Below are 13,213 nucleotides of genomic sequence, written 5' to 3'. Positions count from 1 at the left end.
CTGGCGAGAGGCGGTCTACGCCGGGGATACCCCAACCGGCGCCTCGGGGGCGGGGTCTGCCTCCGGGACCGCACCGCTGGAGCATATTTCCCGCACGCAGCCACGCAGCCAGCGGTGGGCGAGATCGGCATCGTGACGCGGATGCCAAAGCAGCGAAACGGTGATCTCCGGCAGAGCAACGGGAACAGCGAAAGTGATCAGCCGATCGCGCAGGGAGCCGGTGTGGCGCTCCGGCACGGTGGCGACAAGGTCGGTCGCGCCAGCAAGGGCGAGCGCCGCCGAGAAGCTCCCCACCACCGTCGCGATCGCCCGCGTCAGGCCGAGTGTCGCGAGCACCTCGTCCACATGGGTGCGCTCCACGCCCTTGCGCGAGACCAGAACATGACGGGCCGCAGCATAGCACTCCGGTGTCACAATACCGTCCGCGAGAGGATGGCCCGGGCGCACCACCGCGACGAAGCGGTCACGAAACAGCGCCTGGGTCATGAGTTCGGGGCCATGGTGACGCCCGACGACGCCGGTCTCCAGATCCACGGAGCCGTCGCGCAAAGGGGCGCTGTCCCGGTCCGTCTTCTGCACGAAGCGCAACCGGACGCCGGGCGCCTGCGCCTCGACGCGCGCGATCAGGGCCGGCCCGAAATTCTCCAGGAACCCATCCGTCACGCGCAAGGTGAACCGCCGCACCAGCCCGGCGAGGTCGAGGCGCTGCGCGGGGCGCAGCATCTCCTCGGCATCGCGCACCAGAGTGGCCGCAAGAGGTGCGAGCTCGATCGCCCGCGGTGTCGGAACCAGGCCGCGCCCAGCGCGCACCAGAAGCGGATCCCCTGTGACCTCGCGCAGCCGTGCGAGCTGCCGGCTCATCGCCGAGGGGCTGAGCCGCAGCCGCTTCGCCGCGGCCGCGACGCTGCCCTCCGACAGGAGGACATCAAGCGTAACAAGCAGGTTCAGGTCCGGACGGAACACGGCGTCGCTCCGCGAGCTCTGCGAGAACATGGCGTCAGATGCAATGATGACCTGAGATCCTTGCGCGTTCCGCCAGTCATCGCTGCGCTCTATTGATGACGGAAGCCGGCCGCGAAGGCCAGCCCCGATCCGGCGAGCCATAGCGGCTGGCGCCGCTGAGCAAGACCACGGAGGCGCGCGGCATGGAACGCGAGGACTGGAACAGACGCTATGACACGAGCGAGTTCATCTGGACGCTGGAGCCGAACGCCTGGGTCGCGGGCGAGGCTGCCGGGCTTCTTCCAGGTCGTGCGCTCGATCTCGCCGCCGGCGAAGGGCGCAATGCCCTCTGGCTCGCCGGGCGCGGCTGGAAAGTACACGCGGTCGACTTCTCGGACGTCGCACTGGCCAAGGCCGAAGCGGCCGCAGCCCACCACGGCGTCGGCGAGCACGTGCGGTTCGAGAGCGCGGACCTGCGCCAGTTCGAGCCGCACTCGGGTGCCTATGATCTCGTCCTGATCGCCTATCTGCAGATCCCGCAATTCGAGCTCGGCCCGATCCTGCAACGGGCGGCCACAGCCACCGCGCCCGGCGGTACGCTGCTGCTCGTCGGCCACGACACGAGCAACTTGACGCATGGCTCCGGCGGCCCGCGTGACCCGGCCGTGCTCTACTCCGCCGATGATGTCACGGCCGCACTGGACGGCGGGCTCCTGATCGAGGCCGCCGGAACGGTCGAGCGTCACGCGCACGGGGGCACCGCGATCGATTGCGTGGTGCGCGCAAGGCGCGCCACGAGCGCGGAGGCGGCGGCATGAATGCCCGGGATGTCGCCGCCGCGGCCGGACTCGGCCTTGCCGCGACCGCCGTCCTTGATCTGTGGACGCTGATCGGATCGACCCTGTTCGGCATGCGGCCGGCGAGCATGGCGCCGGTCGGTCGCTGGATCGGCCATATGAGCGAGGGGCAGTTCCTCCATGACTCGATCCGCACCAGCGCGCCCGTCGCCGGCGAGGTGGTGATCGGCTGGAGCGCCCACTACCTGGTCGGCGCTGTCTTCGGGGTTCTGTTCGTGGCCCTCGTCGGGCGGGGATGGCTGGCACGGCCGACCCTGCTGCCGGCCCTCGCCTTCGGCGTGGCGTCCGTCGTCGCGCCGTTCCTGCTGATGCAGCCGGCCATGGGCTCGGGCATTGCCGCGAGCCTGACGCCCGATCCCTTGGCCGGCCGCATGCGCAGCCTGTCCGGACACGCCGTTTTCGGCGTCGGCCTGTTCGCCGCCGGCTGGCTCGTCTGCCAGGCCCGCAGCCATTGGGGCCTGGCCGCCGCGACCGCTCCCATCACTCCGGCATCCCCCTCAACACACGAAGATCGAGCCTCATGACCCAGCACCGCCTTGCACCGATTGCCTTCGGTTTTCTCTTGTCCGGGATGATGTCGCTCATCGTCTCCGGCATCGCCACAGCCCGTGCCATCGGCCTTGACGACGGTTTCGTGCCGATCTGGCTTGGCGGCTGGCTGTCGTCGTGGGTTGTCGCCTTCCCGGTCGTGCTGGTGGTTGCCCCGCTGGCGCGGCGGGCCGTCAACCGACTGTTTCCCCCGCAGCGGGCGTGACCTGCAGGAGGCCGATATCGTGAGCGAAGGCCGTACCACCCTCTCCGAAACAGGTTCTATCGGCGCGCCGCGCTTTGCCGTTGCGGCACTTGGCCTGTCGGCCCTGCTCTCCGCCATCGGCGTCAGCATCGCCAACGTGGCCCTGCCGATGCTGGCGGAGGCCTTCGATGCTCCTTTCGCGCAGGTGCAATGGGTGGTGATCGCCTATCTGCTGGCCGTTACCACGCTGATCGTCAGCATCGGCCGGCTCGGCGACCTGTTCGGGCGCCGCCGGTTGCTTCTTGCCGGGTTGACACTGTTTTCGGCGGCCTCGCTGCTCTGCGCGCTGGCCCCGTCGCTGCCGGTCCTGATCGCCGCCCGGGCGCTACAGGGCGCCGGCTCCGCCGCCATGATGGCGCTCGCCATGGCCATGGTCGGACAGGTCGTGCCTCGCGAGCGGACGGGCGGTGCGATGGGCCTGCTCGGCAGCCTGTCGGCCGTCGGCACGGCGCTCGGCCCCTCGTTCGGAGGGGCACTGATCGAGGCGGCCGGCTGGCCCGCGGTGTTCCTGGTCATGGTACCGCTCGGGCTTGGTGCGGTCGCGCTCACCGCCGTCGCGCTGCCCGCCGATCCGCCCCGGGACGCTGCGGCCGGCCGGCCGCGCTTCGATCTTGCCGGCACGTTTCTGCTCGGCGCAACCCTTGCCGCCTATGCGCTGTCGATGACGAGCACCCGCGGAGCAGTCTCGCCCGCCCTGTTCGGCATAGCCCTTGCCGGCGCGGCCGTCTTCCTCGCCGTCGAGAGCCGGGTTGCCGCCCCGCTCATCCGCATCGGCCTCCTTGCGAGGGGGCGACTTGCAAGCGGGCTGGTGATGAACGTGCTGGTCTCGACGATCATGATGGCCACCCTCGTTGTCGGCCCGTTCTATCTGGCCGGGGGGCTCGGGCTCGGCCCGACCGCGATCGGCCTGGCGATGTCCGTCGGCCCGGCGGTGGCCGCGATTGCCGGAGTTCCCTCGGGACGCCTCGTTGATCGGGTCGGGGCGCAAACGACGAGCGTCGCCGGCCTCATCGCGCTCTGCGCCGGCGCGCTCCTGCTGTCCCTGCTGCCGGCGAGCCTCGGCATTGCCGCCTATGTGCTGCCGCTTGCCGTGATGACCTCGGGCTACGCGCTGTTCCAGGCGGCGAACAACACCGCCGTGCTGCAAGACGCGCCGGCCGACACGCTCGGCGTCACCTCGGCGATGCTCAACCTGTCGCGCAATCTCGGCCTCGTCACCGGGGCCTCGGTGATGGGGACGATCTTTGCGCTGGCGACCGGCGTCGACACGCTCCAGGCCGCCGGCCCGGACCAGATCGCCAGCGCGATGCAGGCGACCTTTGCGCTCGCCGCGAGCCTCGCCGCCATGGCGCTCGTGGCCGCGACGCGGGCGCCCGCGGCGGCGGCCGGCCCTCGGCGAACCTGAGGATCGCCATCACATCCAGGGCTCTACATCAAGGATGAACTTCCTCCTAAGGTTGCGGAATTCCCATCGGAGGACCCTTGATGCGATCCACGGCAATCCTGACTGGCCTTCTGCCCGCCGCTTTCGCGGCGGCCCTCGCAACCACCGATCCGGCGGATGCCGGCGTGGCGCTCGACTGGCAGGACATCGCCCGCACGGCGATGCGCGAGAGCAACTGGTCGCCCCACGAACAGTTGCGCGGACTGACCATCCTCAACATAGCCCTGTTCGATGCGGCCAATGGCGTGGCCGGCCGCTTTTCCGCCTATGCGCTGACCGGCGAGCCGCTTGCCGGCGGTTCGGAGGCGGCGGCCGCGTCCGAGGCGGCGTTCCGCGTCCTGAGCGTCTTCCTGCCCGACCAGGTGCAGGCCCTGGCCGCCCGGCGCGACGATCTGCTGGCCCGCCATGCGGGCTCCGGCGATTTGTCGGCGAGCCTTGCACTCGGCGAGCGCGCGGCGGAGGCGGTGCTGGCGGCCCGCGCGGCGGACGGCGCCGACTTCGGCGGCGACTATACCGAGCCGCCGCAGGCTCCGGGCGTCTATCGGCGGACCTCCGACAAGCCGATGGTGCTGCCCAACATCTCCGCCATGCGTCCCTATGTGCTCGCCGCACCGGACGCCCTGCTCCCGCCGTCGCCGCCGTCGCTCGACAGCGCCCAGTTCCAGCGCGACCTCGCGGAAGTCCGTGAGAGTGGCGGCCTCGAAAGCCAGACCGATCCGGAAAAGGTGATGATCGCCCGACTTCACGCCGGCTCCGGCGCCGCCGCATGGATCCAGATCGGCGAGGGTCTGCTCTCCCGCTGCGATCTGCCCGTGGTCGAGGAGGCCCGTGCGCTCGCGCTGCTCACCCTGGCCATGTCGGACACGCTGATATCCGGCATGACGGCCAAGTACCGCTACAACTTCTGGCGGCCGATCACCGTCATCCACGAGGGCGGCGCCGGATTCAGCCGGCCCGACATCGCCCCGGACACGAGTTGGGCACCGGTGCTGGAGACGCCGCGCCACCCGGAGTATCCCTGCCAGCACTGCGCGAACGGCTCGGCGGCGCAAGGGGCGCTGGAGGCGGTGTTCGGAACCGGACCGGTGCACTTCACCTTTGCCGGCGACCGCGGGCTGGCAGGCGACTATACGAGCCTGCGGGCCTTTGCCGAGGAAGAGGCGCAGTCGCGCATCTATGGCGGGGCTCATTTCCGCTGGTCGAACGTGGCGGGCAGCGCGCTTGGCGCCCAGGTGGCGGCGAAGGTGGTCGCGGCCCTCGCCCCGCGCGCCGAGGCGGCACCGGTCACCGACCTTTCCGCGAGCGGCTGCCTCGCCAGGCAGTGAGGGAGCCGGCGGCGGCGGTGCGACGGCCCGCCCTGCGATGAACTGCGACAGACTGCGACGGGCACCGGGCGGACAAGGGTCCGGCCGGCGTCCGCCCTCCGCCCTCCGCCCTCCGCCCTCCGCCCGAAGCGGGAGGACGCTAGAGCAAACCCCGCAACAGGGCGAGGATCGGGTCGTTGTCGCGGCTCGCCAGATGGGCGAAGAACACCCGCACGGGCTGCGACAGTTCATGCAGCAATTCGACCTCGCCACGGGCTTCCGCCTCGCGTGCCGTTTCCGCATGCAGCAGGCCGATGCCGATGCCGCCGACGATGAGGGAGCGCGTGATCCCTTCCCGGTCGACGCTGATCACCCGCTTGGGGCGGAACCGATGGCGCAGGAACAGGGTGTCCGTCGCCCGGCCGCAGCAACTGCTGCATCGGGGATAGATCCAGGGCAGGTCGGCGACACGCGCCCAGTCGAGCGGCTGCGTGCAGGGTACGGTTCCGGGCGCGGCGGCGAGGAAGATGCTGAACTGGTCGACGTCGATAGCCGAGATGTCCGGTTCCGGATCGTCGATGCTGTTGAAGAAGCAGGCGTCGATCGCGCCGCCGCGCAAGGCGGCAACCGTCTCGCGACCGGAGGCATGCTGGGTGCGGATCTCCACATCCGGATAGCTGTCGGCAAGGCGGATCAGCAGGGTCTCAAGCAACGGATTGCAGGCGTTGCTGCCGACACCGATGCGGATGCGGCCGGTCAACGTGCCGCGAAGCCGGCTCGCCTCGGACAGGACCTCGCCATGCGCCTCCAGCGCCCTTTCCGCCTTGGCGAGAAGGCGCAGGCCGTCGCCGGTCAGCGTCATTCCTCGCGACGTCCGCTCGAACAGCGAGAGGTCGTAGCGGTCTTCGATCGACTTGATATGGGCGCTGACCGCCGGCTGGCTGAGATGGAGCCGCTCGGAGGCACGGGTAATGCTGCCTTCCCGGGCCACGGCGACGAATGTCTTCAGTTGATGGAACTCCATAACGTGCTTCACGCCCCTATTGAACACAGGAGAGGGCGCCGTCGGCGCGGCACAGTCTTGCTCAGGCGCTTGGCGCCCACTGGCTGGGAAACTCGCACGGCCCCGTCGCGGACGGGACCGCCAACAGCGCTTGCGGGCGGCGTTCCGGCCTGGGGCACCTCAGCCGTGGTCCAACCACGGAGAGGGCACGTCTTGGTGGGGACGCCGGTCAGTCGGACCTGTCCGACGGGGTGACTATACCAGAGATTGCATTACTCGCAAGCGCACACTGAAATATTGTGCATCGCACAAGCCACATGCGGACCGCTCAGACAGCGCCGATCAGTCGCCACCAAAGCAGCTCGAGCGGCAGCAGGAAGACGAGGCTTGCCGCGAACAGCAGCAGGCACATGCGCGTCATCCGGCCGAACGGCAGGCCGGCCACCTGGATCGCATAGATCAGCGGCGGCGCCTGGTAGGGCAGCAGGACATTCGAGAAGCCGGGCACCTGGGTCATCAACACCAGGTCGAGCTCCAGACCCGTGAGCCGGGCGGTTTCGCCTGCAAGCGGCGTGAGGATCGCCGGCACTCCGGCCAGATTGGCGAGAACGGCGGCGGCCGTGGACATCATGGCAAGGATTGCCAGCGTGCCGACCGGGCCGGGCTGCCACCCGTCGCCGGCGTCGGGCGGCGCAGCGAGGCCCGTTGCACCGGCAAGCCCATCGACCAGCGTCGCCCCCAATCCGCTTGCGGAAATGAGGGCACCGAGGCCCATGACCCCGGCGACGAACAGCAGCGTCCCGTGCTGAACCTCGCGCGCGACACAGTCCGCCGGGGTCAGGCGGGCGGGCGGAAACAGGCAGACGAGCGCGGCGGCAAGCCCGACCCAGCCGGCGGCGATGCCGTGCAGCGCGTCGGTCATCCACAGGACGAGGCACAGGGCCAGCAGCAGTGCCAGCGCGGTCTGCGCGAGGGTCCAGGGGCCCACCAGGGTGTCGGCGCTCCGGCGCGCCGAGGCCGGCGCCGGCGCCGCAGACGGGAAGAGACGCAGCGACAGTTCGACCAGCACGACGGTCTTGAGGAGACCAAGCACCGGAAAATGCATCCAGAGGTACCGGAAGTAGCCGATCCGATGGCCATAGACGGTCTCGGCGAGCCCGGCGAGGATCATGTTCGGCGCATTCGACGGCAGAATGGCAAAGGCCGGCAGGAAGCAGGAGAAGGCGGCGATCGCGACCAGTCCGATCCAGCCGTCCGATCCTTGCGGATAACCGAGATCCTCCGCGACGGCCATGACGATCGGCAGCATCAATACGATCCGCCCCATGCCCGAGGGCATGACGAAGCCGAGCAGGAGACAGGCCCCGGCAATCCCGTAGGCCGATCGCCGATAGCTGCCGGCAAGGCATCGTGCAAGCGGCTGCGCGATGCGTGCGCCAAGCCCGACATGGCGGATCGCGCTGCCGAGCACGAAGCCGGCAAACAGCAGCCAGTAGGTCGAGGACTGGAAGCCGGAAAAGACCACCGGCGCCGCGCCCGGAATCAGCGTGGCGGCCAGCGTGAACACGGCAAGCGCCGGCCAGTGCGGCGGCACGAGATTGGTCGCCCACGCCGCCATGGCCGCAACGGCGAGGCACGCTACGAGCGCCATCGGCGCCGGCAGCAGGGCGAACAGGGCTACGCCGACGAGGCCGGCGGATGCGAGACAGGCCCCCACGCGACGGGTCGCACCGGTCCCTCCGAGCCGGCGCGCAAGCTCCAGCGCCCGTCCGGTTGATCCTGCTCCTTCGACGTTCCCCATGCAGCGCGCCTCCGGCCGGGCCGACCTCGCCCGATCTCGACACTTGCCTGAAAGCACGTCAGCCAATCCATTCGTTCGTTCCGTGGTCTGCCCTCGAAAAGGCCGAGGTCCTCCACCGTCGTGATTTCCATCATGATTTATCGCGATCTCGCCGGACCCGAGGGCAGACTTCACGAATAACGATTTGATCGCCGAACGCACCCTGATGTTTACTTTTTTCGCAACCTTAGAGGGATTTTTTTGCACGCATATCACCAAGGTAGAGAACCCCGTTCCCCGCGCCCGATCCCCAACGGGGTCGACATAGGCGCCGGGGCGATGCCCTGGGAAGGGGTTCCCGCCACGACGGAGTGACCATGGGCGATCCCTTGTACAGGCCGGAACGGCCAACCGACCCCGCCTTCGAGACCCCGGCGCGCACCACATCGGACTGTGCCTGGGTGCGGTCCCTGCACACGCTCGGACCGGCTGGAACCAATTGCGAGCGCGCGGCCCTTCTGTGGCGCACCAACCGCTGCCCGAATGCCTGGGTCGAGCTGCATCCGACGCTGGAGGCGGCCGCCGACGCCGTGCTCGGCCGGAATGACGCCGTTCTCGTCGGTGTGGCGGCCTATCCGCAGCTTCACACACTGATCTACAGCCGGATCGAGCGGCTGCAGATCCTCGAAGCCTTCATCATGGACACCGACGAGATGGTGCTGGCCTCCTCCAGCGGCGCCTTGCCCAAGGTCTGCGCCACCCATCCCGCGCCCGAGCACCTGCTGCCCCCAAGCATCGAGCGCCGCTATGTGGCGAGCAATGTCCTGGCCGCGCAGGACTGCGTCAGCGGACAGGCCGACGGCTGCGTGACGACGCTCTGCGCCGCCCGCGTCCACGGCCTCTCGGTCCTGCACAACTACGGCTGCATCCCGATGGCTTTCACGATCCACGGACCGCGCAGCGTCCGTCCGTTCGCGTCCTTTGCCGCGGCGGCGTCGGACGTTGCGACCGCACCCGCCGCGATCCATCCCCTGTAACGGAGGTGAAGATGACGAAGCAGTACTTCCAGACAGAGATGGCGATCCGCTATCGCGATACCGATTCCATGGGCCATGTCAGCAGTCCCGTCTATTACGAATACATCCAGTCCGCCTATCTGGAATACATGCACAGCTTGCTGGGCATCCCCAAGGACAAGAAGCTTCCGCATATCATGGTCAAGACCTCCTGCGACTACGTCTCGCAGGCAAGATATGGCGACCGGCTGATCGTGCTCAGTCACATCAAGAAGTTCGGCACCAAGAGCTTCGAGATGGAGCATGTCATGCATCTCAACGACGCGGATGCCGAGGTGGTCGCGCGCGGGGAGTCGGTCCACGTGATGTTCGACTACGAGCGCCAGCAGACCTACCCGATCCCGGAAGACTTCCGGCGCGGCGTGCTCGACTTCCAGAAGACCGTCTAAGCCCGAGCGGAGACCGCCATGCACCTGCAATGGACCCCGGAGCAGCGCGCCACGCGGGCGCTGTTTCACGATATCGGCGCCCGCAGCACCCTCGACCGGCCGCGACCCGGCGCGTTCGACACCGAGACCTGGCACCTGTTGGGCGAGGCCGGCCTGTGGCGCCTGATCGTGCCGAAGGAACATGGCGGCGACGGCGCCGGCTGGTGGGCTTTCACGGCGGCCCTGGAAGGGCTCGCCGCCAGCGGCCGGGCGCCCGGACTGCTGCTGTCGGTCATCGCCCAGGCCGGGCTCGTCCGCGCGCTGGAGCGCCACGGCACCAGCGCCCAGCGGGCGCGGTTCTTCCCGCGCCTGCTTGCCGGTGAGTTGGGCGCGACCGGCATCGCCGACCCGGACACGGGAACCGATGTCCGCTCGACGTCGACCCTCCTCACCGCGCAGGCGAACGAGACCTTCCGCCTCGATGGCGCCAAGTACAACATCGCCCATGCGCCGGAATGCGGGTTCATGCTGGTGGTGTGCAAGCTGGCCGGCGAGGGGCGAGAGGGCATCAGCCTCGTTCTGATCGATGCGGACCTGCCCGGCATCCGCGTCGGGGCGCCGGACGCCAAGCTCGGCAATCACGATCTGCCGACGAGTTGGATGACCTTCGACGATGTCCGGCTCGACTACGGCCACCTCCTCGGCGAGGCCGGCCGGGGGCTGCGCAACCTGATCGACATCGTCTCGCTCGGGCGGATCTATTACGGCCTCGTTGCCGCGTGGTGCCTGGAGCCGATGCTCGCGCGCGCCGTCGACTATGCCACGGACCGCGAGACCTTCGGCGTGCCGATCCTCGATCACCAACACGTGCAGCGCCGCCTTGTCGACATCCGCATCGGCATGGAGGCCGCGCGCTGGACGTCCTATGCCGCGCTCGACCGGCTGCTGCGCGGGGAGGACGAGGCGGTGATGCTGTGCTCGGTCGCCAAGATCCTCGGCGCCGACAGCGCTGTCGCCGGCGCGCTCCACCTGCTGCGGCTCTATGGCAGCAAGGGATATCAGGCGGGCGAGGTGTCCGACTTCCTGCGCGACGCCCTCGCCTTTTGCAGCGTCGGCGGCACCGACGAGATGCATCGCCGCAACATCGTGAACCAGATGACCCGGCTGCACCGGCGCGCCGAAGTGCCCGCCGCCCGCACCGCGGTTCCCCCTCTGCTGCGCGCCGCACCGCCCCCCCTCGCCGCCGCCGGCGACTGACGCCAGCGGGCGCCCGTCCCCGCCCGCATCCTCTCCAGGAGACCGAAATGACCCCGCACCGACTGCTCGCCGCGCTGCTGGCGCTTGCCGGCCCCGCCCTTCCCTTGCCCGCCGCGGCGAACGAGGTCCTGTCGCGGACCGAGGTCGCCATCGACTGGCCCTCTGCGCAGGCGGAAGCGGCCGCCGCCGCGCCGCAGGCCCGCGCCACCGCCGACGCGTTCGCCCAGGCAGCGGGAGCGAACGGCATCCGCCTTCCCGTCCTGCTGCTGCCGGTGGAGGAATGGGGCATGCCGCGCTTCGTCCACCAGACACAGGCCTATGCGGCGGCGTACCGGCTCGAGGGCGCGCAGCTCAGCGTGCTGGGCTGGCGCTCGGCCATCGAGGCGAGCGGGGCGCTCACCCTTCACCATGACGTGCAGGGCTACGAGTCCATCGGCGACGGCGCCGACTACAGTCTCGTCCGCCACGGGGCGTCCTATGTGCTGCGCCTGACCTGCGACGAACCGCTCACCGATCCGCGCTGCATCGAGCCGGCCTTCCTGTCCGGGGCCGCCGCGGCGCTCGTTTCTGCCGGAGGCTCCGAGAAATGATGTCCCGTCCCATCCCGCTGCTGATCCTTGGCCTCCTGCTCGCGGCCGGCGCCGCGCGTGCCGACGACCGTTTCCTGCCGCCGGGCGATCTGCTGCCGGGCTCGGGCGAGGGCATTGCGGTCACCGCGATCCTCTACCCGGACCTGCGCTTCCCGCTGGAGGAAGGCCCCGCCTATGCCAACTCCCCGACCTTCGGCCCCGGCGGGGCGCGCGGCGGCGGCGGCGAGGAATGCGACGCCGTCAACTATTCCTATCCCTGGCGCGACAATTTCTGCGAGCTCCGCCGCTCCGATATCGCCCTGTGCGTCTCGGGAGGCCATTTCGGCCAGGACCTGCGTCCGAAGACCTGCGAGGACAACACTCATTGGGCGGTTGCGGCGGCCGATGGCGTGATCGCGCATGTCGGCCGCTTCAGCATCACGCTTCAGAGCCGGGACGGGACGCTGTTCCGCTATGTCCATCTGGCGATGGACGAACTGGCGGTGGCCGAGCTCGACACGGTCAAGGCGGGCGACCGCATCGGCAAGGTCTCGAACGACTGGCTGACTTGGCTCCCGGTCCATCTGCATTTCGATGTGAAGGACACGGTGCGGATCGGCGACGCCACGCGGATCGTGTTCGTCCCGCCCTATTCGAGCCTGGTGCGCGCCTACGGGCGGCTGGAGCAGTAGGGCCGGCCCGGTGCCCCGGCCGGCATCGAGACGGCGACCCGACCCCGCAAGCGGACAGGATCGAACATGAGGCAGACATCCGACACGCGGCCGCGTCGCCCCCGGGCGGCCGCCGCCGGCGCCCCCACTGACGACAGGCCGGTGCTTGTCGTCCTGCACCAGGAGCGCTCGACCGCCGGGCGCGCCGGCCACCTTCTTGAGGCGCGGGGCTTTCGCCTCGACATCCGCCGGCCGCCGCTCGGGGATCCGCTGCCCGATACGCTCGACCGGCATGCCGGAGCGATCGTGTTCGGCGGTCCGATGAGCGCCAACGACACCGACCCCTTCGTGCGCCGGGAGATCGACTGGCTCGCGGTGCCGCTGGCCGAGAACCGGCCCTATCTCGGCATCTGCCTCGGTGCGCAATTGCTGGTGAAGCAGCTCGGCGGCACGGTCGCGGGCCGCGAGGACGGCCGGGTCGAGATCGGCTGGTATCCGATCGCCCCCACCCAGGAGGGCGAGGCCCTGCTGCCGGACTGGCCGCGACACGTCTATCATTTCCACCGCGAGGGATGCGACCTGCCGAGCGGATCGCTTCGCCTGGCCGAAGGCGAGGTCTACCCGAACCAGGCCTTCCGGCATGGGGAGAACGCCTGGGGCCTGCAATTCCACCCGGAACTGACGCTGGCGATGATGCATCGCTGGGCGGTCAAGGGCGCGCGCTGGTTCGATCTGCCCGACGCCCAGCCGGGCCGGGCGCATATCGCGGGCCGCTTCGTCCACGATCCGCCCTTTGTCGACTGGTTCGACCGGTTTCTCGGCCTCGTCTTCACCGGCGATCCGACGCCTGCGCGCGCCGCGGCCACGGCCACGCGACCCGGTCTCGTATCCGCGCGCGGGAGGCGGTCATGACGCTCCAGGTCGCGGTCCAGATGGACCACATTTCCTCGATCAACATCGCCGGCGACAGCGCCTTCGCGATGATGCTGGAGGCGCAGGCGCGCGGCCACGCGCTCTTCCACTACACGCCGGACCGGCTGGCGATGACCGGCGACACGGTCACCGCCGCGCTGGAGCCGGTCACCGTGCGCGACGAGCCGGGCAACCACTTCACCCTCGGCGAGCGGAAACTGACCGACCTTGCCGAGA

At 69.6% G+C, this 13,213-nt stretch carries 14 protein-coding genes and 1 pseudogene; 12 read left to right on the top strand and 3 right to left on the bottom strand.

Features of this window, described 5'->3' with window-relative positions:
• Positions 1 to 15: 15 nt before the first annotated feature.
• On the bottom strand, positions 16 to 963 hold the full coding sequence (locus TSB10P1A_RS00810) for a LysR family transcriptional regulator (RefSeq protein ID WP_186386091.1): 948 nt from the start codon (positions 961 to 963) through the stop codon (positions 16 to 18).
• Between the two features lie 182 nt (positions 964 to 1,145).
• Here TSB10P1A_RS00810 and TSB10P1A_RS00805 point away from each other — a divergent pair, with 182 nt between their 5' ends.
• The 5 genes from TSB10P1A_RS00805 to TSB10P1A_RS00785 all read left to right on the top strand — a co-directional run bounded on the left by TSB10P1A_RS00805 (position 1,146) and on the right by TSB10P1A_RS00785 (position 5,361).
• Positions 1,146 to 1,760, top strand: coding sequence for a bifunctional 2-polyprenyl-6-hydroxyphenol methylase/3-demethylubiquinol 3-O-methyltransferase UbiG (locus tag TSB10P1A_RS00805; RefSeq protein ID WP_186386003.1), 615 nt, complete (start codon positions 1,146 to 1,148; stop codon positions 1,758 to 1,760).
• Complete coding sequence (locus tag TSB10P1A_RS00800; protein WP_186386002.1) at positions 1,757 to 2,323, top strand: DUF2938 domain-containing protein; 567 nt, start codon at positions 1,757 to 1,759, stop codon at positions 2,321 to 2,323. Before TSB10P1A_RS00805 ends, TSB10P1A_RS00800 begins: the two co-directional genes overlap by 4 nt.
• Complete coding sequence (locus TSB10P1A_RS00795) at positions 2,320 to 2,553, top strand: DUF2798 domain-containing protein (protein WP_186386001.1); 234 nt, start codon at positions 2,320 to 2,322, stop codon at positions 2,551 to 2,553. The genes TSB10P1A_RS00800 and TSB10P1A_RS00795 overlap by 4 nt, the downstream gene beginning before the upstream one ends.
• 19 nt (positions 2,554 to 2,572) lie before the next feature.
• A complete protein-coding gene (locus tag TSB10P1A_RS00790) occupies positions 2,573 to 3,997 on the top strand; it encodes an MFS transporter (protein ID WP_186386000.1) in 1,425 nt (474 codons plus the stop codon).
• 80 nt (positions 3,998 to 4,077) lie between these two features.
• A complete protein-coding gene (locus TSB10P1A_RS00785) occupies positions 4,078 to 5,361 on the top strand; it encodes a vanadium-dependent haloperoxidase (protein ID WP_186385999.1) in 1,284 nt (427 codons plus the stop codon).
• A gap of 139 nt (positions 5,362 to 5,500) precedes the next feature.
• Here TSB10P1A_RS00785 and TSB10P1A_RS00780 read toward each other — a convergent pair whose 3' ends face one another.
• Both TSB10P1A_RS00780 and TSB10P1A_RS00775 read right to left on the bottom strand, forming a co-directional pair.
• Positions 5,501 to 6,364: a LysR family transcriptional regulator gene (locus TSB10P1A_RS00780; RefSeq protein WP_186385998.1), complete on the bottom strand. Its 864-nt coding sequence runs from the start codon at positions 6,362 to 6,364 to the stop codon at positions 5,501 to 5,503.
• 307 nt (positions 6,365 to 6,671) lie between these two features.
• Positions 6,672 to 8,060: an SLC13 family permease gene (locus TSB10P1A_RS00775; RefSeq protein WP_244292889.1), complete on the bottom strand. Its 1,389-nt coding sequence runs from the start codon at positions 8,058 to 8,060 to the stop codon at positions 6,672 to 6,674.
• A gap of 440 nt (positions 8,061 to 8,500) precedes the next feature.
• On the opposite strand from TSB10P1A_RS00775, the gene TSB10P1A_RS00770 reads away from it, so the two are divergent.
• The 7 genes and pseudogenes from TSB10P1A_RS00770 to TSB10P1A_RS00740 all read left to right on the top strand — a co-directional run.
• On the top strand, positions 8,501 to 9,160 hold the full coding sequence (locus TSB10P1A_RS00770) for a prephenate dehydratase (RefSeq protein WP_186385996.1): 660 nt from the start codon (positions 8,501 to 8,503) through the stop codon (positions 9,158 to 9,160).
• Between the two features lie 11 nt (positions 9,161 to 9,171).
• Positions 9,172 to 9,588, top strand: coding sequence for a thioesterase family protein (locus TSB10P1A_RS00765; protein WP_186385995.1), 417 nt, complete (start codon positions 9,172 to 9,174; stop codon positions 9,586 to 9,588).
• Between the two features lie 18 nt (positions 9,589 to 9,606).
• On the top strand, positions 9,607 to 10,824 hold the full coding sequence (locus TSB10P1A_RS00760; protein WP_186385994.1) for an acyl-CoA dehydrogenase family protein: 1,218 nt from the start codon (positions 9,607 to 9,609) through the stop codon (positions 10,822 to 10,824).
• 47 nt (positions 10,825 to 10,871) lie between these two features.
• Positions 10,872 to 11,414, top strand: coding sequence for a hypothetical protein (locus TSB10P1A_RS00755; RefSeq protein ID WP_186385993.1), 543 nt, complete (start codon positions 10,872 to 10,874; stop codon positions 11,412 to 11,414).
• Positions 11,411 to 12,085: a M23 family metallopeptidase gene (locus tag TSB10P1A_RS00750; RefSeq protein WP_208984656.1), complete on the top strand. Its 675-nt coding sequence runs from the start codon at positions 11,411 to 11,413 to the stop codon at positions 12,083 to 12,085. The genes TSB10P1A_RS00755 and TSB10P1A_RS00750 overlap by 4 nt, the downstream gene beginning before the upstream one ends.
• A 66-nt stretch (positions 12,086 to 12,151) precedes the next feature.
• The gene (locus tag TSB10P1A_RS00745; RefSeq protein ID WP_186385992.1) at positions 12,152 to 12,976 is read left to right on the top strand and encodes a glutamine amidotransferase; all 825 of its coding nucleotides are present in this window, start codon (positions 12,152 to 12,154) and stop codon (positions 12,974 to 12,976) included.
• Positions 12,973 to 13,213, top strand: a pseudogene (locus TSB10P1A_RS00740) (glutathione synthase); the annotation flags it as partial. The gene TSB10P1A_RS00745 and the pseudogene TSB10P1A_RS00740, both read left to right, overlap by 4 nt.

It is taken from the genome of Stappia sp. TSB10P1A (genome assembly GCF_900185725.1).
Lineage (GTDB): Bacteria > Pseudomonadota > Alphaproteobacteria > Rhizobiales > Stappiaceae > Stappia.
The sequence above is the reverse complement of the archived record's forward strand: the minus strand, read 5'-3'. Positions and strand labels throughout refer to the sequence as shown.